Source organism: Mesorhizobium sp. WSM4819 (genome assembly GCF_055811215.1).
In genome coordinates, this window is sequence record NZ_JBVVQO010000049.1 from 1 (window position 1) to 18,499 (window position 18,499).

At 63.3% G+C, this 18,499-nt stretch carries 17 protein-coding genes and 1 tRNA gene; 14 read left to right on the forward strand and 4 right to left on the reverse strand.

Translation table 11 applies throughout. From position 1 onward, the window contains the following. Nucleotides 1-376 precede the first annotated feature (376 nt). The 4 genes from secA (at nt 377) to AC0L18_RS29325 (ending at nt 7,402) form a co-directional block, all read left to right on the forward strand. A complete protein-coding gene (secA, locus tag AC0L18_RS29310; RefSeq protein WP_473495282.1) occupies nt 377-3,109 on the forward strand; it encodes a preprotein translocase subunit SecA in 2,733 nt (910 codons plus the stop codon). 463 nt (nt 3,110-3,572) lie between these two features. Beyond that, complete coding sequence (locus AC0L18_RS29315; RefSeq protein ID WP_473495311.1) at nt 3,573-4,973, forward strand: lipopolysaccharide biosynthesis protein; 1,401 nt, start codon at nt 3,573-3,575, stop codon at nt 4,971-4,973. After that, nucleotides 4,973-6,253, forward strand: coding sequence for a GNAT family N-acetyltransferase (locus AC0L18_RS29320; RefSeq protein ID WP_473495283.1), 1,281 nt, complete (start codon nt 4,973-4,975; stop codon nt 6,251-6,253). Before AC0L18_RS29315 ends, AC0L18_RS29320 begins: the two co-directional genes overlap by 1 nt. A 540-nt stretch (nt 6,254-6,793) precedes the next feature. Then, entirely contained in the window at nt 6,794-7,402 is a 609-nt protein-coding gene (locus tag AC0L18_RS29325; protein ID WP_473495284.1) for a hypothetical protein, read from the forward strand. A gap of 101 nt (nt 7,403-7,503) precedes the next feature. Here the strand turns inward: AC0L18_RS29325 and AC0L18_RS29330 are convergent. Continuing rightward, nucleotides 7,504-7,588, reverse strand: a tRNA-Leu gene (locus AC0L18_RS29330). 287 nt (nt 7,589-7,875) lie between these two features. Between AC0L18_RS29330 and AC0L18_RS29335 the strand changes: the two genes are divergently transcribed. Then, entirely contained in the window at nt 7,876-8,463 is a 588-nt protein-coding gene (locus AC0L18_RS29335; protein ID WP_091600122.1) for a YqaA family protein, read from the forward strand. A gap of 92 nt (nt 8,464-8,555) precedes the next feature. Continuing rightward, entirely contained in the window at nt 8,556-9,074 is a 519-nt protein-coding gene (locus tag AC0L18_RS29340) for a disulfide bond formation protein B (RefSeq protein ID WP_287218909.1), read from the forward strand. Nucleotides 9,075-9,226: 152 nt separating this feature from the next. Here the strand turns inward: AC0L18_RS29340 and AC0L18_RS29345 are convergent, their stop codons facing one another. Next, nucleotides 9,227-9,784, reverse strand: coding sequence for an HNH endonuclease (locus AC0L18_RS29345; protein ID WP_023797250.1), 558 nt, complete (start codon nt 9,782-9,784; stop codon nt 9,227-9,229). Between the two features lie 229 nt (nt 9,785-10,013). Continuing rightward, entirely contained in the window at nt 10,014-10,655 is a 642-nt protein-coding gene (locus tag AC0L18_RS29350; RefSeq protein WP_473495285.1) for a DNA-3-methyladenine glycosylase family protein, read from the reverse strand. Nucleotides 10,656-10,746: 91 nt separating this feature from the next. Here AC0L18_RS29350 and gluQRS point away from each other — a divergent pair, with 91 nt between their 5' ends. After that, nucleotides 10,747-11,622 carry a tRNA glutamyl-Q(34) synthetase GluQRS gene (gene gluQRS / locus AC0L18_RS29355; protein ID WP_473495286.1) on the forward strand — a complete coding sequence of 292 codons (876 nt, stop codon included), beginning with the start codon at nt 10,747-10,749 and terminating at the stop codon, nt 11,620-11,622. 416 nt (nt 11,623-12,038) lie between these two features. Next, complete coding sequence (locus AC0L18_RS29360; protein WP_473495287.1) at nt 12,039-12,914, forward strand: DMT family transporter; 876 nt, start codon at nt 12,039-12,041, stop codon at nt 12,912-12,914. 50 nt (nt 12,915-12,964) lie between these two features. On the opposite strand, the gene AC0L18_RS29365 is transcribed toward AC0L18_RS29360, so the two are convergent. Continuing rightward, nucleotides 12,965-13,816: a YihY/virulence factor BrkB family protein gene (locus tag AC0L18_RS29365; protein ID WP_031254136.1), complete on the reverse strand. Its 852-nt coding sequence runs from the start codon at nt 13,814-13,816 to the stop codon at nt 12,965-12,967. 57 nt (nt 13,817-13,873) lie between these two features. On the opposite strand from AC0L18_RS29365, the gene AC0L18_RS29370 reads away from it, so the two are divergent. The 6 genes from AC0L18_RS29370 (at nt 13,874) to AC0L18_RS29395 (ending at nt 18,428) form a co-directional block, all read left to right on the forward strand. Further along, nucleotides 13,874-14,740, forward strand: coding sequence for an SDR family oxidoreductase (locus tag AC0L18_RS29370; RefSeq protein ID WP_473495288.1), 867 nt, complete (start codon nt 13,874-13,876; stop codon nt 14,738-14,740). 24 nt (nt 14,741-14,764) lie between these two features. Next, nucleotides 14,765-14,956, forward strand: coding sequence for a twin transmembrane helix small protein (locus AC0L18_RS29375; protein ID WP_123149186.1), 192 nt, complete (start codon nt 14,765-14,767; stop codon nt 14,954-14,956). A 28-nt stretch (nt 14,957-14,984) separates the two neighbouring features. Next, nucleotides 14,985-15,566 carry a cob(I)yrinic acid a,c-diamide adenosyltransferase gene (locus tag AC0L18_RS29380; RefSeq protein WP_473495289.1) on the forward strand — a complete coding sequence of 194 codons (582 nt, stop codon included), beginning with the start codon at nt 14,985-14,987 and terminating at the stop codon, nt 15,564-15,566. Between the two features lie 25 nt (nt 15,567-15,591). After that, nucleotides 15,592-16,395, forward strand: a complete 804-nt coding sequence (locus AC0L18_RS29385; protein ID WP_473495290.1) for a rhomboid family intramembrane serine protease — start codon at nt 15,592-15,594, stop codon at nt 16,393-16,395. Nucleotides 16,396-16,728: 333 nt separating this feature from the next. Beyond that, nucleotides 16,729-17,478 carry an electron transfer flavoprotein subunit beta/FixA family protein gene (locus AC0L18_RS29390; RefSeq protein ID WP_473495291.1) on the forward strand — a complete coding sequence of 250 codons (750 nt, stop codon included), beginning with the start codon at nt 16,729-16,731 and terminating at the stop codon, nt 17,476-17,478. A gap of 20 nt (nt 17,479-17,498) precedes the next feature. Continuing rightward, complete coding sequence (locus tag AC0L18_RS29395) at nt 17,499-18,428, forward strand: electron transfer flavoprotein subunit alpha/FixB family protein (protein ID WP_473495292.1); 930 nt, start codon at nt 17,499-17,501, stop codon at nt 18,426-18,428. The last annotated feature ends 71 nt before the right edge of the window (nt 18,429-18,499 follow it).

Sequence of the window (18,499 nt, forward strand, 5' to 3'; positions counted from 1 at the left end):
GCTGGGCGGGGGCTGGTTGGGCGGGCGCGGTGTCCTGCGCCATCGCTGGCGACAGCGACAGCGCCGTCAGCCCGAATGCCAGGCCAAGGCTGGCGAGCGACGCGCGGCGGAACAATAAGGACATACAATTAACTCCAATGGGGGATAGCTAGGGCGGGATGGCTTCCAGACCAGCCGGATTGTGGCGGAATTTGGCACGGTCGTCAGGGCCAGCGCGCCGTTGACATCGATTGAGCCCCCTCTTATCTGTCCAACGACTTTGCGTCCAGAACCGTTTTCCGGGCGCTTTTTGCGTTTGTCCGCGTTTCACGTGGATTTGATGGGGCCGGCCGGCACCCGTCGCAACGACTTGGAATGCTATCGAAAGGACCATTGAATGGTCAGTTTTGGCGGTCTCGCCCGTAAGGTTTTCGGCTCCTCCAACGATCGCCGGGTCAAGTCGACCCGACCGCGCGTCGAAGCGATCAACGCCATGGAAAACGAGATGCGGGCGCTCTCCGACGCCGAACTGACGGCCCGCACGGAAAAATTCCGCCAGGACGTCGCCAACGGCGCCAGTCTCGACGATCTCCTGGTGCCGGCCTTCGCCACCGTGCGCGAGGCGGCGCGTCGCGTGCTCGGCATGCGCCCGTTCGACGTGCAGCTGATCGGCGGCATGGTGCTGCATAATGGCGGCATCGCCGAGATGCGCACCGGCGAGGGCAAGACGCTGGTCGCCACGCTGCCCGTCTATCTCAACGCGCTCGCCGGCAAAGGCGTCCATGTCGTCACCGTCAACGACTATCTTGCCACACGCGACTCCGAATGGATGGGCCGCGTCTACAAATTCCTCGGCCTTACGGTCGGCGTCATCGTCCATGGCCTGTCCGACGAGGAACGCCACGCCGCCTATGCCGCCGACGTCACCTACGCCACCAACAACGAGCTCGGCTTCGACTATCTGCGCGACAACATGAAATACGAGCGCGCCCAGATGGTGCAGCGCGGCCATAGCTACGCGATAGTCGACGAGGTCGATTCCATCCTGGTCGACGAGGCGCGCACGCCGCTGATCATTTCCGGTCCGCTCGAGGACCGCTCGGAAATGTACAATACCATCGACGCCTTCATGCTGAAGCTCGAGCCGGCCGACTATGAGATCGACGAGAAGCAGAAGACCTCGATCTTCACCGAGGAGGGCACCGAGAAGCTGGAAAACCTTTTGCGCGACGCCGGCCTGCTCAAGGGTGAGTCGCTCTACGACGTCGAGAACGTCGCCATCGTCCACCACGTCAACAATGCGCTCAAAGCGCACCAGCTGTTCCAGAAGGACAAGGACTACATCGTGCGCAACGGCGAGATCGTCATCATCGACGAATTCACCGGCCGCATGATGCCGGGCCGCCGCTATTCGGAAGGCCTGCACCAGGCGCTCGAGGCCAAGGAGCATGTGGCGATCCAGCCGGAGAACCAGACGCTCGCCTCCGTCACCTTCCAGAACTATTTCCGCCTCTACAAGAAGCTCGCCGGCATGACCGGCACGGCGCTGACCGAGGCCGAGGAATTCGCCAACATCTACAATCTCGACGTCACCGAGATCCCGACCAATCTGCCGGTCATCCGTATTGACGAGGACGACGAGGTCTACCGGACCGTCGAGGAGAAGTACAAGGCGATCGTCAGGGAGATCAAGGAAGCCCGCGAAAAAGGCCAGCCTACCTTGGTCGGCACCACCTCGATCGAGAAATCCGAGCTGCTGGCCGCACGCCTGCGCAAGGAAGGTTTTGCCGATTTCGAGGTGCTGAACGCCCGCCACCATGAGCGTGAGGCGGCGATCGTCGCCCAGGCGGGTAAACCCGGCGCCATTACCATTGCCACCAACATGGCCGGCCGCGGCACCGACATCCAGCTCGGCGGCAATGCCGACATGCGCATCGCCGAGGAGCTTGGCGACATGCCGGCCGGCCCCGAGCGCGACGCCAGGGAAAAGGCAATCCGCGACGACGTCGCCCGGCTGAAGGAGAAGGCGCTCGCCGCCGGCGGCCTCTACGTGCTCGCCACCGAACGCCATGAATCGCGCCGCATCGACAACCAGTTGCGCGGCCGCTCAGGCCGCCAGGGCGATCCCGGGCGCTCAAAATTCTTCCTGTCGCTGCAGGACGATCTGATGCGCATCTTCGGCTCCGAGCGCATGGACGGCATGCTGCAGAAGCTTGGCCTCAAGGAAGACGAGGCGATCATCCACCCCTGGATCAACAAGGCGCTGGAAAAGGCGCAGAAGAAGGTCGAGGCGCGCAACTTCGACATCCGCAAGAACCTGCTGAAATATGACGACGTCTCGAACGACCAGCGCAAGGTGGTGTTCGAGCAGCGCCTCGAGCTGATGGACGGTGAAGGCCTGTCCGAGACCATCGCCGAAATGCGCGAGGGCGTCATCGAGGAGGTCGTCGCCAAGGCTATTCCCGAAAACGCCTATGCCGAGCAGTGGAACGTCGCCGGCCTCAAGGCCGAGGTCGCCGAATTCCTCAATCTCGACCTGCCCATCGAGGACTGGGTCAAGGAAGAGGGCATTGCCGAGGACGACATCCGCGAGCGCATCAGCCAGGCCGCCGAGACCGCTGCCAAGGAGCGTGCAGAGCGCTTCGGCCCCGACGTGATGGCCTATGTCGAGCGCTCCGTGGTGCTGCAGACGCTCGACCATCTGTGGCGCGAGCACATCGTCAACCTCGACCACCTGCGCTCGGTCGTCGGCTTCCGCGGCTACGCCCAGCGCGATCCGCTGCAGGAATACAAGGGCGAGGCGTTCGAGCTGTTCCAGGCGATGCTGGGCAATCTGCGCCAGGCCGTCACGGCGCAATTGATGCGCGTCGAGCTGGTCCGCCAAGCGGCCGAAGCGCCGCCGCCCGAAGCGCCTGACATGTTCGGCAGTCATCTCGACGGCACCACCGGCGAGGACGATTTTGATGGCGGCGAGACCGGCCTTCTGGTTCGCCAGGAGACCCACGCCACCGTCGCCCCCGAGAACCGCGACCCGCAAAACCCCGCCACCTGGGGCAAGGTCGGCCGCAACGAGGCCTGCCCGTGCGGGTCAGGGAAAAAGTACAAGCATTGCCACGGGGCGTTCGCGTAAGCACCCACTTCCCTTCTCCCCGTTCACGGGGGTGAGAAGTGGTCCGCGAAGCGGACGGAAAGCCAATTGCTTGGCTTTCCGAACGACGAACGCCCGTAGCGACAGCGAAGGGCCTGGGTGCCCGAAGGGCGGATGAGGGGCGACGCCAACGCCCACGCCCACGATTAGCCAATCTCCCCACCCGTGGGGGGATGGTCGGCTGGCGAGAGGGGGGCGCTGTCCCGCCGACACCGGAAATGGGCCTTCCGCTTATTTCTTTCCATCAGCTGGCCTGTCGTTTCGTCGCGTTCTGCCGCGAACGGTGAACATGGCACAAAGCCGGCGCCGCCCCTCATCCGCCTGCCGGCACATTCTCCCCGTGAACGGGGAGAAGGGAGCACTCCCACCTCCCATCCAACCGTTTCTTAATGTGTTTTGACTACACCGAGACCCGAAAAGAAGCCGAAAACGGAGTGTGATCAGGGTGCGCTTTTCCGCGGCGACGACAGCCGGGCGGTTCCTGCCGCAGCGCCTTGCGCTGCGCGCAAAGCCGCTGCTTGGCCGCATCGATGCCGTGCTGTTCACCGCCGACGAGCGCGGCGAAGCCAGCCGCATGTCGCTGATCGCCTTTTCCATCCGCATCGTCAGCGCCGTCATCGCTTTCGTCAGTCAGGTGCTGATGGCGCGCTGGATGGGCTCGTTCGAGTACGGCATTTTTGTCCTTGTCTGGGTGACGATGGTCATCGTCGGCAATCTCGCCTGCCTCGGCTTCCACACCTCGATCATCCGCTTCATTCCCGAATATCGCGAGCGCAACATGCTGGCCGAACTGCGCGGCATCGTGCTGACCAGCCGCCTGTTCGTGCTGGTCGCCTCGACGGCGATCGCCGGGCTGGGCGCGCTCGGCGTCTGGCTGCTCTCGCCCTTTATCGAGAACTACTATGTCATGCCATTCATTCTCGGCCTCATCTGCATGCCGATGATCGCCATGTCCGACCTGTTGCAGGGGCTGGCGCGGGCCAACTCGTGGGCGCTGTTTGCGCTGGCGCCGACTTATCTGGTGCGGCCGGTGCTGATCCTGGCGCTGATGGTGCTGATGCTTCTGGTCGGCTTTGCGCCCGATGCCAGGACGGCGATTTTCGCATCGATCGCCGCTGCCTATGCCACCACGCTCGGCCAGCTCATCGGCATCACTGCGCGCATCGGCAAAACAATCCCGGCCGGGCCGATGAAGCTGCATTTCGCGCAATGGTTCCTCGTGTCGCTGCCGATCTTCCTGGTCGAAGGCTTCTTCTTCCTGCTCACCAATGCCGACGTGCTGATGGTCGGCGCCTATATGAGCCCCAACGACGTCGCCGTCTATTTCGCCACGGTCAAGACGCTGGCGCTGGTGCATTTCGTCTATTTCGCGGTCAAGGCGGGCGTTGCCCAGCGCTACGCGCAATTCACCCATGGCGAGCCGGAAAAGCTCGCCGCCTTCGCCCGCGAAACGGTGTCGTGGACGTTCTGGCCATCGCTGTTGATGGCGCTGCTGGTGCTGGTGCTGGGTGAGCCGATGCTGAGCTTGTTCGGGCCTGAATTCGTTGCCGGCTATCCCCTGTTGTTCCTGCTGGTCTTCGGCGTCGTCGCCCGCGCCGCCGTCGGCCCCTGCGAAAGCCTGCTCACCATGAGCGGCAACCAGAATATCTGCGCCGTCGTCTACGCCATGACGCTGGCCTTCAACATCGGCCTCAATCTGGTGCTGATCCCGCTTTTCGGCCTGTGGGGCGCGGCGATGGCCACCGCCTTCGCGATGATCTTCGAGGCCGGCGCGCTGTCCTTCACGGTCTGGCGCAGGCTCGGCATCGTCATGGTCATCTTCGTAGCCGCCAAAGGAACCGCGTGATGGCTGCCATCCCGTTGCTCGAGGAAACCAGCGGCGGCCCGGCCGGCACCCTGGTGTCGGGCCTCGCCGGGCTCGCCCGCGAAGCCGATCCCGCCCATATCGAATTGTTGGCCAACGGCCGGCCCCAGCGCAAACTGGCAATTTACGCCGCCTCCGCCGGCTTCGACCTGGTCGAGGAACTCGACTATCTCTGCGCCCGCACGATCGAGCCCAACGTGTTCTTCAACCCGCGCTTCCTGGCACCCGCCATGCCGCGACTGGAAGACCGCGAGGTGCGGCTGGCGGTCATCCGCGACGGCGACGAATACCGCAACCGGCTGCGCTTGCTGGTGCCGTTCTCGGTGGAGCGGCCGGCGACGCCGCTCGGCGTGCGGGTGATGCGCACATGGTCGAGCCCGTTCGGGCCGATCGGCACGCCGCTGGTCGACCGTGACGATCCCGTCGGCGTCATCGAGGATTTCTTCGCGATGCTGTCGCGGCCGCATCTCAAACTGCCAAAAGTCTTCGTGCTGCCCGACATCCGGCTCGACGGTCCGGTGGCCAGCCTGCTGGCCACCGTCGCCGAGACGCGTGGCCTGACGCTGGTCACCACCGGCAAGGCCGAACGCCCGATGCTCGAAAGCGAGATCGACGGCGATGAGTATCTGAAGGCCTCGCTGCGCTCGCACCATTATCGCGAGTTCCGCCGCCTAAAACGCCGCCTCGCCGACCTGGGCAGGCTGGAGCATCAGGTGGCGCGCGGACCGGAAAACATCCGCCATGCCATCGAGCGTTTTTTGACGCTCGAGGCCGCCGGCTGGAAAGGCCGCGAGCGCACCGCCATGGCCATCGACCGCTACCGCGCCGCCTTTGCCCGCGAGGCCGTGCACCGGCTGGCCGAACGGGACCTGTGCCGCATCCATTCACTGACGCTCGATGACCGCACCGTCGCTTGCCTGGTCGTCTTCGTCGAGGCCGGCGTCGCCTACACCTGGAAGACGGCCTATGATGAGACGCTCGCCGCCTATTCGCCGGGCACGCTGCTGATGATCGAGGTGACGAGGCAGCATCTCGACGATCCCAACATCATGATGACCGATTCCTGCGCCGTGCCCGACCATCCGGTGATGAGCCGGCTATGGACGGAGCGCCGGCCGATCGGCACGCTGGTCCTCGGCCTGACGCCGGACGCCGACCGCCTCGCCCGCCAGGCGGCGTCGCAGATCCACCTCTACCGCGAAACCCGCAACATGGCGCGCCTGCTGCGCAACCGGGTGAAGAGCTTGCTGGGACGGCGGTAGGGCATAGTGCGGCTCCCCTTCTCCCCTTGTTGTGGGAGAAAGTGGCCTCGCGAAGCGAGGTCGGATGAGGGAGTGCTCCAGTGGCACCCAACAGCGCTCCGTCCAGTAACCGTCTTGGCGCCGCGCGCCAATCCGCCGCCCGGGGCGAGTCACGGGCCTCGCCCGCCCTTCGGGCCCCACAAGGGGAGAAGGCAGAGAGGGGCAGCGCCGGCTGGTGGTCGCGGCGCATCATCCAGGACCATCGCCTGGTCTACCGCGCCGCCGCGTCGCTTCGCTCCTTGCTCCGGCCTGGGAATGACGAAGGCGCAGGGGCTTACGCTAATCACCAGCGCTGGAAATTGGCAGCTGCAGGCCGGACGGCAGCGACCGTCCACAGTCCCTTTCAGACTCAGTCGAAGAACTGTGTCGAAGGCCTAGGTCATCAGGGTTAATTCTCCCAACCAGCGGAAAGGATTAGCATCGGCGACAATCTCGGCCGCGCAACCAGCATCATTGCCGCCTCGGTCCTGCACGGCCAGAACAAAAATCTGGGAGGAATGCATGGCGAAAACAATTCACTTCAGGCGTCGCAGTATTCTCGCTTTGACTGGCCTCATCGGCGCCTGCCTGACTGCGGCCGCAGGTCAGGCCGCCGAGCCCGGCAAGGTCGAGATCGATGCCCTGAAACAATCGCTTTCGAAGTACGAAGACTACAAGGCCGCCATTCGCGACCTCTACCTGTCGACGGTCGGATGCGTTTATTACAGCGGCGAAAAAGTGGCTGGAGCTATGGATTACCCGAAGGGCGCGATGGGCATTCATTTCGTCAACGTCGCGAGCGTCAGCCCGACACCAGATCCGACGCGCCCCAATGTCCTTATCTATGAGCCGGTCGACGGCGGCTTGCGCCTGGTGGCCGTGGAATGGCTTGTTCCGCTGACGCCCGACACCAAGGAGCCGCCGAAACTGTTTGGACAGACGTTCCAGGGGCCGATGGAGGGGCATTATCCGCTTATTCCGGTGGAGTTCTACCATTACGATCTTCACGTCTGGCTGTTCAAAGACAACCCGCTTGGAATGTTCAGCCCGACGAACCCCGACGTGAAATGCGACAATTACGCGTTTCCGATGCCGGAGCAGCCGACCAAGATGGTGCCGGGACCGATGTAATGGCGACTTAGTCTACGCAATGGCCCGGCCTCAATTGGAGTTATCCCAGGTGCGCCTGGGATAACCTCCCACCGAGCTTTCAAGGAGTCTCGGGTAGAAAATGGTGCCCCTAGCCGGGATCGAACCAGCACTCCTTGCGGAACTCGATTTTGAGTCGAGCGCGTCTACCAATTCCGCCATAGGGGCTCAGGCCGGGCGGCCTGGATGGGCGCGGACTATACGGTTGGAGGCCTGTTCGTCAACTGGCCAATTCCAGGTGGCCAATTCCGGGCATGTGGCCTTCGCTCGGCCGCGGCCTTTTGATTTCGTGAAGCTCCGGCCATTGTGCGGCGCGAAAAATCTTTATAGACAGGCAGCGCATTGAAGCGCGCCGCGTCTGGAGAGATTCATCTGGCGCGCTTCTGGTCTTGGTTTTTATGCATTGTTGTCCCAAAGGCGCTGCGCATTTTGGGCGACGTGCATCAGGAGTGCCGATGCTTCGCGGACTTTACGACTGGACCTTGTCGCTGGCGGCGAAGAAATCCGCCGAATGGTGGCTGGCCTTCATCGCTTTCGTCGAAAGCTCGGTGTTCCTGGTGCCGGCCGATGTGCTCTATCTGCCTATGGCGCTGTCGCGGCCGGATCGCGCCTATCGCTACGCGCTGGTCGCCACGCTGGCCTCCGTTCTGGGTGGCATAGCCGGCTGGTACATCGGCCACTACGCCTATGACTCGGTGGCGCGGCCGATCCTTGAATTCTACGGCAAGTATGACGACTTCGAGACACTGCGCGTCTCGGCGGGCACCGGATTCATCGTCCTGATGCTGATCACCTCCGGCCTCGCCCATCTGCCGCCGATCAAGGTGGTGACGATCCTGTCCGGCGTCATCGGCACGCCTTTGCTGCTGTTCATCGTGCTGGCGATCGTGGCGCGCGGCGCCCGCTTCCTGTTCCTCGCCTGGCTGCTGCGCCGCTATGGCGAACCGATCCGCGAGTTCATCGAAAAGCGCCTCGGCATGATCGCCGGCGCTGGCGCCGCTGCCCTGATTTCGCTCTATATCGTCGTCAAATACGCGTTTTAGAGCATGATCCCGAACCGAAGGTCAGCGTAGCAAAAAGTGGGCGCCGGCTTTCGGAAAAGATCATGCTCAACAACAAGGCGAACGGCAGATCGATGACAGCGACCGTGAATGCCGACCCTGGACGCCAGCGCATGCGGACGGCGTTGTTCCTCGCCGCCGCCATGGCCGCCACCGTCGGCTCAGCGCTGGCCTTCCAGCATCTCGGCGGCTACATCCCCTGCAAGCTCTGCCTGGAGCAACGCACCCCCTATTACATCGGCGTGCCGCTGATGCTGCTGGCGGCGGCTGCGTCGACATTGCGCGCCCCCGCGTGGCTGACACGCGGCCTGCTGGCCGTCGGCGGCCTGCTGATGGTCTACGGCGTCTATCTCGGCGTCTATCACTCCGGCGTCGAATGGGCGTGGTGGCCGGGGCCGACCGACTGTGCAGCGGCTGCCGGTCCGGTCGATACCGGCGGCAAGGGCGTGCTCGATGCGCTCGACAGATTCGTCCCGCCCTCCTGCGACAAGGCGGCCGTGCGCATCCTCGGCCTGTCGCTGGCCGGCTGGAACGCCATCGCCAGCTTGGTCCTGGCCGTCATCGCCTTCCGCGGCGCCTTTGCCCGCGACTGAGCTGCACAGCGCAGAGTTCGTCCAGAAATTCGTCAGGCCGGAGCGCATGACGTGGGTTTCGAGAACCGAAGCGGAGCGTACTTACAGTATGTGAGCACCGGAAGCGCAGAAAGCTGCGTCAGGCGACCGGCATGGCGGATTTCTGCCGAACTCTATGGCTCCAGTTCGACATCCCAGTAGAGATAATCCATCCAGCTTTCATGCAGATGGTTGGGCGGGAACAAGCGGCCATTGTTGTGCAGGTCGTGCACCGTCGGCTGAAAAGGTTTCTGCAGCGGCCACATCTTGGCGTGCGCCGGCATCATGCCGCCCTTCCTCAGATTGCAGGGCGAGCAGGCGGCGACGACATTCTCCCACGTCGTTGCGCCGCCGCGATGGCGGGGAACGACATGGTCGAAGGTCAGATCCTCCGGCGTACCGCAATACTGGCACTGGAAACGGTCGCGCAGGAAGACGTTGAAGCGGGTGAAGGCCGGATGCCGCGATGGCTTCACATAAGCTTTCAGGCTGACGACGCTCGGCAGCTTCATCGAGAAGGTCGGCGACGACACCGCGTGCTCGTATTCGGCGACGATGTTGACCCGCTCGAGGAACACCGCCTTGATGGCGTCCTGCCACGACCAGAGCGACAGGGGGTAATAGCTGAGCGGACGGTAATCCGCGTTCAGCACCAGTGCTGGAAGCCCATCCGGAGATACGGCAACCGTCACGTCATTGACCTCCTTGGTTCAGCGCATGACCCCGAAATCGGTTCGATTTTCGGAAGGGATCATGCGCAGCTTCAAAAAGTCCTACAGCGTCCTTTGCGCACCCAACTGGATGCGCGGCGCTGTAGCCTGTCGGCGCGGATACTGTAAGCCCGACATGACCGGGATGTGAAGCGGCTTGTCGATCAATCGCAGCGCTAAAAATGCATGATTTTCATGCTTTTTTACGGATTCAGCCAGGCGGCGCGGCGTCCCTGCCCCGGGTTTCACGATAATACGCCCAAAAAAGCCGTGATGCGACACCGCGCCACGGGCTCCATGATTCGGCGAGCTTGATCAGCGTTTTCTCGGGCGGGCGCGGGTCGATGCCGAGCGCGTGGCCGACCGCGCTCTGTAGAGCAACGTCGCGTGCCGGGAAGACGTCGGGGTGGCCGGCGGCGAACAGAAGATAGACTTCCGCCGTCCACGGACCGATGCCTGACACCTTGGTCATCGCCGCGATCGCCTCCGCGGCGTCGAGCAAACAGAGATGATCGAGGTCGAGCCCATCGACCACCGCCTGGGCGGCGGCGATCAGCCCGCGCTGTTTCGGCCGCGACAGTCCGGCTTCGCGAAAGATGGCTTCGTCAGCGGCAAGGATGGCTTGCGGCGTCAGCGGATCGACGAGTTTTGTCAGCCGCCCGAAGATCGCGTCGGCGCTGGCGCGGGATACCTGCTGCGAGACGATGATCGAGGCAAGGCTTCTGAACCCCGGCTCGGACAGCCGAAGCGGCACCTCGCCGGCCATGCCGCGCACCTTTTCCAGGCGCGGGTCGAGCAGGCAGAGCGCGTCGAGCCCTTGCGAGACGTCGTCGAGCGTGGCGATGCGTTGCATGTCTGCTTGTTCCCAGCGCAAAGTGGCAGATGTAATCAGGCGCAAAATAGCAACTGGCGAAAGCGCCGCACAACCAGATTGCCGCCGAAGGATGACACTCCTGACATTCCGCTTCGCGCCGAGCCCGAATGGCGAACTGCATCTCGGCCATGCCTATTCGGCGCTGCTCAATCAAAAGTTGGCCAGCGCAACCGGCGGGCGGCTGTTGCTGCGCATCGAGGACATCGATACGACGCGCTGCACACCGGAATTCGAGGCCGGTATTTTTCGCGACCTGGATTGGCTCGGGCTTGGCTGGGAACAACCGGTGCGCCGTCAGTCCGAGCATTTTTCGGACTATCAGGCGGTGCTCGATCGGCTGATCAGCGAGGAACTCGTCTACCCGGCCTTCATGAGCCGTGGCGAAATCCGCGCCTTCATTGCAGACCGCGAAAGGCGCGGCCGCGACTGGCCGCGCGACCCGGACGGGGTGCCGCTCTATCCCGCCGTCGACAAGGCGCTGACTATGAAGAAACGCCAGCAACGGATGGCGGAGAATGTGCCCTTCGCCTGGCGGCTCGACGTCGATGCTGCGGTGGCGCGCGTCGGCACGGGTCTGTCATGGCTGGAATTTTCCGATGAAAGCCTTTCCGCGACACGCACGATAGAAGCCCGGCCGCAGGACTGGGGCGACGTGATCGTGGCGCGCCGTGAAATCCCGACAAGCTATCATCTCGCCGTCGTCGTCGACGACGCGCTGCAAGGCGTCAGCCATGTGGTGCGCGGCCAGGACCTCTATTCCGCCACCGGCGTGCAGCGCCTGCTCCAGGAACTCCTCGGCCTGCCGCAATCAGGCTACTTCCACCATCGTCTGGTCCTAGGCCCGGACGGACGAAAGCTGTCGAAGAGTTTTGCCGATACCGGCCTTGCCGCCTTGCGCGAGGCCGGCGCATCACCGGAAGACGTCCGGCGGTTGGTTGGGATTTAGTCCCAGACACGGTCGTTTTTGACAGGGCAGCGACCGGCAGCGAACGGCTCAAAATAAAAGCGCTCTGTAGCGATCCTTCGCGCCCCCCTCTGTCCTGCCGGACTTCTCCCCCACTTGGGGGGAGATCGGACTTCATCACTGATTTCGCCAACCACCAACCGTGCAAAAAAGGACGCTGTCCGCGAAGCTGCCGATCTCCCCCCTTGTGGGGGAGATGTCCGGCAGGACAGAGGGGGGCGCTGTCCCTCCGCTATCAAAGGTTCTGCACCGCAGCAGCGTTTTTGATCCTCCCTGACCCAGAGCGCATCCTTCATTCGAGCCTATGGATCAACCGTTTGGTTTTGCTAGCCGGGTTGAACCGCATTACATCAGTCCCGTACAAAACCCCTCACCGAGCACGCGGCAGCCTTTCAAAAATGCACAGCATCAAGCGGTTCATCCCCGCCTCCTTTGTCGTCCTGTGGGCGACCGGCTTCATCGGCGCGCGTTATGCCATGCCGTGGGCCGAGCCTTTCACCTTCCTGGCCGCTCGTTTCGTGCTGGCCGCCGTGCTGTTGGCCGCCTTGATGGCAGCACTCGGCTCCCGGCGAGCGACGCGCAAGGAGGCGTTTCACGCGACCGGCGCCGGCATCCTGATGCATGGCGTCTATCTCGGCGGCGTGTTCTGGGCCATCCACAGGGGCATGCCGGCCGGGTTATCGGCCTTGATCGTCGGGCTGCAGCCGCTGATTACCGCAGTGATGGCCGGCCGATTTCTCGGCGAGGCGATCCTGCCGCGCCATTGGGTCGGCCTCACTGTCGGACTTGCCGGCGTGGTCATCGTGCTTTGGCCGAAGCTCGGAACGCTCGGCGGCGGCGTGACGGCCGAGACGCTGGCCGCCTCGCTTGTCTCGGTGCTTGGCATGAGCGCCGGCACGATCTGGCAGAAGCGCTTCGCCTCCGGCGGCGATCTCGTGGCGGCCACCACTTGGCAATATGTCGGCGGTGCATCGGTGATGGCTTTGGCCTCGCTCGCTTTCGAGACGCGAACCGTCATCGTCAATGGCGAGTTGATCTTCGCCATGGCATGGCTGGTGCTGGTGCTGTCGATCGGCGCCATCTTCCTGTTGATGGTAATGATCCGCGACGGCGAGATGTCGAAAGTCGCTTCGCTGTTCTATCTGGTCCCGGCCGTCACCGCGGTCATCGCCTGGCTTTTGTTCGGCGAACAGTTGAACCTGGTCCAGATCGTCGGCATGGCGATCGCGACGTTCGGCGTCGGGCTGGCAACCGCTCAGCCAACCAAAGCATGATCCCAAAAAGTGGGAACCGGTTTCGGAAAAGATCATTCTCAAAATAAGAATCAGCCAACGCGCGCGCGTGCCTCCAGATAGCGGCTGATCGCGGCATTGAGTTCACCGCCGAGAATGAAGATCGCCGAGACCATATAGAGGAAGACGACCGCGACCATGATCGAGGCAAGGCCGGCATAGGTCGTCACATAGGACGAGAAACGGTCGAGATAGGCGGCGAAGATGGTCGACCCGATAAGCCAGGCAATCAGCGTGAAGATGATGCCCGGTATGATCGAGACGAAGCGGCGCTTGCCCGCAGGCAGCCAGTAATGCACCGCGAACAGCCCGCCGACGATGACGACCGAGGCGATGATGTAACGCCACAGCGTGATCGTTCCCATATAGGGTTTTACCCATTCGAAATTGGCCTCGGCCAGCCGCGCCAGCAACGGCGCAAACACCAGAAGCACGCTGATCGCCAGAAAACCTGCCGTGGCGATCAGCACGAAGGCGATGCTCTGTACCCGGCGGTAGATGATGCCGCGCGTTTCGGAAACGCGGTAGGCGCGGTTGAGCGAGGTGCGCAGCGCCTCGATGCCGTTCGAGGCGAAGAATGCGGCAAGCAGCACGCCATAGGTCAACAGGTCGGTGCGCTGCACGGTGAGCACGTTGAGCACCTCGCGCGCGATCGGCTCGGCGATCTGCTCGGGCCAGGTGTCGAAGACGATATGCACGGCGGTGTCGGCAAAAGCCTGTGCGCCGAGGAAGCTGGCCAGCGTCGTGGCGAAAATCAGAAAAGGGAATAGCGCCATCAGCGCCGTGATCGCCAGATGACTGGCCATTGCCCAGCCATCGTCTGCATCGAAATGGCCGAACGCGTCATAGAGCACGCGCTTGAGAGCTACGATTTTCCGCAACAAGAACCGCGTTCCCTTCGATTGTCTCGACGCCGCGAATATGGGAAGGGATTGCGGCAAATGGCAAGCCTAGGTCAAAGCACGCTTCCTCCTGGAGAAGAGTTGCGCACCATCATCGTCACCGGAGCTTCTTCCGGGATAGGCGCCTATTGCACCCGGGCGCTGAAGGCGGAAGGCTGGCGGGTGTTCGCGACGGCACGCAAGCCGGAGGACATCGCCGCCCTCGAGGCCGACGGCATCGAGGCTTTCTATCTGGATTATTGCGAACCGGGATCCATCGAGACGCTGGTGGCGTCGGTGCTGGAGCGGACCGGCGGCCGGCTCGATGCCCTGTTCAACAACGGCGCCTACGCCCAGCCCGGCGCCGTCGAGGACCTGCCGGTGGCAGCGCTCAGGGAGCAATTCGAGGCGAATGTCTTCGGCTGGCATGACCTCACCCGCCGTATCGTGCCGGTGATGCGTCGCCAGGGCCATGGCCGTCTTGTCCACTGCTCCTCGATCCTCGGCCTGGCGCCGCTGCCCTTTCGCGGCGCCTATTCGGCGTCGAAGCACGCGATCGAAGGGCTGATGCTGTGCATGCATCAGGAACTCCAGGGCAGCGGCATCCATGTCTCGCTGATCGAGCCGGGGCCGGTGACATCGAAGATCGCCAGCAACGGCCTTGTGTGGTTTCTCAGGAATATCGACCGTGAGAATTCCGTGCACCGCCTCGCTTACGAGGCGCAGCTGCAACGGCTGCAGGCCGGCGGCAGCACGTCACGGCTGAAGCCCGGGCCGGAGGTGGTTCATGCGGCCTTGCGCCATGCGCTTCTGTCGCGGCGCCCGCGTCCGCATTATGTGGTAACGGTGCCGGCCAGGATCGGCGTCGTCCTCAAACGCATCCTGCCGGCATCAATGCTCTACCGCCTGCTTGCCAAACGCGCCTGAACGCAATCGACTGGAAAACACACTATGGCAACCGTCTTCAACATCCTCGCTGTTCTCGTCATGGTCGCCGTGGTGATCGTGCTGATCCGCGGCCTCGTCAACATGATGCGCGGCGGCTCCGGCATGACCTCCAACAAGCTGATGCAGACGCGCGTGCTGCTGCAGTTCGTGGCATTGGTGCTGATCATGCTGGCGGTGTATTTCACCCGCAAGTGACGAGGGTGGCGATTTCGGGAGGCAGAGCGTGGTCAAGCTCAACAAGATCTACACCCGCACCGGCGACGACGGCACCACCGGCCTCGGCACCGGTGAGCGGCGGCTGAAATCCGATCTGCGCATCGACGCCTATGGCACGATCGACGAAGCCAATGCCTGCATCGGCATGGCCCGCATCCACACCGCGGCAACACACCCCGCGATTGACGCGATGCTCGGCCGCATCCAGAACGATCTTTTCGACCTCGGCGCCGATCTGGCGGTGCCGGACGACGGCAAGCCGCTCGGTTATGAGCCGCTGCGCATCACCGCTGTGCAAACCGACCGCGTCGAAAAGGACATCGACCTGCTCAACAAGGATTTGCAGCCGCTCAAATCCTTCGTGCTCAACGGCGGCACGCCGGCGGCGGCGGCCCTTCACCTTGCCCGCACGGTGGCGCGGCGGGCCGAGCGCATCATGGTGGCTTTGACGCAAAACCCAGGCGAGCATGTCAACCGCGAGGCGATAAGATACATCAACCGCGTATCGGACTTTCTGTTCGTCGCCGCACGCGCGGTCAATGACAATGGAAACGCCGACGTGCTATGGATTCCCGGCAAGAACCGCTGAATCTGCCAAGGCGGGAGGGGGTCCGATGTTCATCCCGCTTTATGACACCAACCGGCTGCGCCACATCAAGCAGCAATATGTCACGATCGGCCTGATCGCGTTCAATACGCTCATCTACTTCGCCACCGCGCTTGGCGGCGAGCAGTTCACCAATGCCGCTGTTCTGGGCCTCGGCTTCATCCCGTCGGTCGTCCACGACAGCGCCGAACTGGCTCCGCAGTTTGTCGTCATCCCGGAGAGCCTGAGCTACGTCACCTATTCCTTCCTGCATGCCGATATTTTCCACCTCGGCGGCAACATGCTGTTCCTGTGGGTGTTCGGCGACAATGTCGAGGACGCGCTCGGTCATATCCGCTTTCTCGCCTTCTACCTGCTGTGCGCCATCGCCGGCGCCTTCTTCCAGGGCATGATCGCGTGGGACTCGCAGGTTCCGCTGATCGGCGCCTCAGGCGCCATTGCCGGCGTGGTCGCTGCCTATCTGATCCTCTATCCCAGGGTGAAGGTATGGTTGCTGGCCTTCGCCCGCATTCCGCTGCGCATCCCCGCCTTCATCCCGCTCATCCTGTGGATCCTGTTCCAGATCGTGATGTTCGCCGCCGGTGGCGAGGATCAGATTTCCTGGGCCTGCCATGTCGGCGGCATCATCGCCGGGGCCGTTCTGGTGCTCATCTTGCGCAACCGCGCCGTACCGCTGCTTGCCGGTGCGGACGAAGCGGCAGTGGTGGTCGCCGGCCAAATGCCTGTTGCCGCAGAGCCGGCGCCAGGCGAGCCGCTGCCGGCGCAGCCGGCGCCGCGCTGGGGACGGGCAAGCGCCTCCAGTCCGGACTGACCCGATTTTCCGGACTGAACCGATTTGAGTGCGGCGCGGATGATTTGGGCGCGCCCCGGATATTGACGTGCGGGGTCGCCGCAACTACGGAAGCGTTCCCACACCAATGCATGTCGCGCAAACTGTGCAGCGGTTTTGCGATAACGGCATGCATGGAACACACAACCTGAAGCGCGTCGCGTGAGGTCGGCCAAATGCGACGCGCTTTAGACGGTCGGAGACCAGAATTCCGTCCGGAATGTCGGCTTTCGACAACTCTGAAGAGGCGCACACTGCTATAGCGCGCCCGACTATCTTGAAAGAGGTGGCTATCGTGAAAGAGGTGACAGGCAAATGAAGATCCTTGTGCCCGTGAAGCGGGTTGTGGATGCGAATGTGAAGGTTCGTGTGAAGGCTGACGGTTCGGCGGTGGAACTCGCCAACGTCAAGATGGCGATGAACCCGTTCGACGAGATCGCGGTCGAAGAGGCGATCCGGCTGAAGGAGGCCGGCAAAGCGGAGGAGATCATCGTTGTCTCGATCGGGCCGCAGCAGGCGCAGGAGACCTTACGCACCGCGCTCGCCATGGGCGCCGACCGCGCCATCCTGGTCAAGACCGACGAGCAGACCGAGCCGCTGGGTGTCGCCAAGGTGCTGAAGGGCGTGGTCGAGGCGGAAAAGCCCGGTCTCGTCATTCTCGGCAAGCAGGCGATCGACGACGATGCGAACCAGACCGGCCAGATGCTGGCCGCACTTCTGGGCTGGGCGCAAGGCACTTTTGCCTCCAAGGTCGTTATCGATGGCGACAAGGCCAAGGTAACGCGCGAGGTCGATGGCGGCCTGCAGACGGTGGAGCTGAAGATGCCGGCGATTGTCACCGCGGATCTTCGCCTCAACCAGCCGCGCTATGCCTCGCTGCCCAACATCATGAAGGCCAAGAAGAAGCCGCTCGACGAGAAATCTCCCGCCGATTACGGCGCCGACGTCAAGCCGCGGCTGAAGGTGATCAAGACCGAGGAGCCGGGCGGCCGCAAGGCGGGCGTCAAGGTCAAGAGCGTCGCCGAACTGGTCGACAAGCTGAAGAACGAAGCCGGCGTGCTGTAGGGCTGGGAAGGGACAAAAAGATGACAATTCTTCTGATTGCCGAACACGACAATGCGACGCTTTCCGACCAGACCGCCAAGGCGCTTTCGGCGGCACTGCAGATCGGCTCCGACGTGCATGTGCTGGTCGCCGGCAACGGCGCCAAGCCGGCAGCGGACGCCGCCGCCAAGCTCAAGGGCGTGAGCAAGGTGCTGCTTGCCGAAGCCGACGAGCTCACCGAGCGTCTCGCCGAACCGCTGGCGGCGCTCGTCGTCGGCATGGCCGATGCCTATGACACGATCGTCGCGCCGGCGACCTCCTCGGGCAAGAATGTCGCGCCGCGCGTGGCAGCCCTGCTCGATGTCGCGCAGGTGTCGGAGATCATCGAGATTGTCTCGCCCGACACCTTCAAGCGGCCGATCTATGCCGGCAACGCCATCCAGACGGTGCAGTCGAGCGACGCCAAGAAGGTGATCACCGTGCGCACCGCCTCCTTCCAGGCTGCACCCGAGGGCGGTTCAGCCCCGGTCGAGACGGTTCAGGCAGCAGTCAATCCCGGCCTGTCGAGCTTTGTCGAGAACAGGCTTTCCGAGACCGACCGTCCGGAATTGACTTCGGCCAAGATCATCATCTCGGGCGGCCGCGCGCTGGGCTCCTCGGAGAAGTTCCAGGAAGTCATCCTGCCGATCGCCGACAAGCTCGGCGCCGCCGTCGGCGCCTCTCGTGCCGCAGTCGATGCCGGCTATGCGCCGAACGACTGGCAGGTCGGCCAGACCGGCAAGGTGGTCGCACCCGATCTCTACATCGCGGTCGGCATCTCCGGCGCCATCCAGCATCTTGCCGGCATGAAGGATTCGAAGGTCATCGTCGCCATCAACAAGGACGAGGAGGCGCCGATCTTCCAGGTCGCCGACTACGGCCTCGTCGGCGACCTTTTCGTCATTCTGCCGGAACTGCAAAAGGCGCTTTGACGCCTTCTGCCAAAGCGTATTAAATTGTGAAGGGCGGGGTAGACGAAGTCGCCCCGCCCTTTTAGTTTGCA

What these genes read in the sequence shown, in the direction of transcription:
- AC0L18_RS29325 (WP_473495284.1), top strand. Translation starts at nt 6,794, where the DNA reads ATGGCGAAAACAATTCACTTCAGGCGTCGCAGTATTCTCGCTTTGACT.
- AC0L18_RS29360 (WP_473495287.1), top strand. Translation starts at nt 12,039, where the DNA reads ATGCACAGCATCAAGCGGTTCATCCCCGCCTCCTTTGTCGTCCTGTGG.
- AC0L18_RS29350 (WP_473495285.1), bottom strand. Translation starts at nt 10,655, where the DNA reads ATGCAACGCATCGCCACGCTCGACGACGTCTCGCAAGGGCTCGACGCG.
- AC0L18_RS29395 (WP_473495292.1), top strand. Translation starts at nt 17,499, where the DNA reads ATGACAATTCTTCTGATTGCCGAACACGACAATGCGACGCTTTCCGAC.
- AC0L18_RS29335 (WP_091600122.1), top strand. Translation starts at nt 7,876, where the DNA reads ATGCTTCGCGGACTTTACGACTGGACCTTGTCGCTGGCGGCGAAGAAA.
- secA (WP_473495282.1), top strand. Translation starts at nt 377, where the DNA reads ATGGTCAGTTTTGGCGGTCTCGCCCGTAAGGTTTTCGGCTCCTCCAAC.
- AC0L18_RS29390 (WP_473495291.1), top strand. Translation starts at nt 16,729, where the DNA reads ATGAAGATCCTTGTGCCCGTGAAGCGGGTTGTGGATGCGAATGTGAAG.
- AC0L18_RS29385 (WP_473495290.1), top strand. Translation starts at nt 15,592, where the DNA reads ATGTTCATCCCGCTTTATGACACCAACCGGCTGCGCCACATCAAGCAG.
- AC0L18_RS29375 (WP_123149186.1), top strand. Translation starts at nt 14,765, where the DNA reads ATGGCAACCGTCTTCAACATCCTCGCTGTTCTCGTCATGGTCGCCGTG.
- gluQRS (WP_473495286.1), top strand. Translation starts at nt 10,747, where the DNA reads ATGACACTCCTGACATTCCGCTTCGCGCCGAGCCCGAATGGCGAACTG.
- AC0L18_RS29320 (WP_473495283.1), top strand. Translation starts at nt 4,973, where the DNA reads ATGGCTGCCATCCCGTTGCTCGAGGAAACCAGCGGCGGCCCGGCCGGC.
- AC0L18_RS29340 (WP_287218909.1), top strand. Translation starts at nt 8,556, where the DNA reads ATGACAGCGACCGTGAATGCCGACCCTGGACGCCAGCGCATGCGGACG.
- AC0L18_RS29370 (WP_473495288.1), top strand. Translation starts at nt 13,874, where the DNA reads ATGGCAAGCCTAGGTCAAAGCACGCTTCCTCCTGGAGAAGAGTTGCGC.